Annotated in this window: 1 protein-coding gene; it reads left to right on the top strand. The window is 64.6% G+C overall.

All coding sequences use genetic code 11. The features are described from left to right. Nucleotides 1–42 precede the first annotated feature (42 nt). Nucleotides 43–246 (top strand): hypothetical protein (locus tag NDO48_RS29455; protein ID WP_267322949.1); only part of this gene is annotated, 204 nt, incomplete at its 3' end.

The following is a 246-nucleotide window of genomic DNA, read 5'->3' as shown; positions in this document are numbered from 1 at the left end:
ACCGTCGGCTACGCTCCGAAGCAGTCGAACAGGAGGACATGGATGGGCCTGGAATACCTCGAGTCGTTGGTGCATCGAACCGCCACAGCGGGGGAGCCTTTCGAGCGTGGAGCCGACGAGTCGGAACTCGGATACCTGTCCGCACTGGCCGCGAGGCCCGGCACGACGTCGATCTGCGAGGTCGGGTTCAATGCCGGCTTCTCGAGCTGGGCGTTCCTCGAAGCCTCTCCCGACGTGACCGTCGTA

The organism is Aminobacter sp. MET-1, from assembly GCF_026521175.1.
GTDB lineage: Bacteria > Pseudomonadota > Alphaproteobacteria > Rhizobiales > Rhizobiaceae > Aminobacter.
This window is presented reverse-complemented; position numbering and strand designations above follow the sequence as displayed.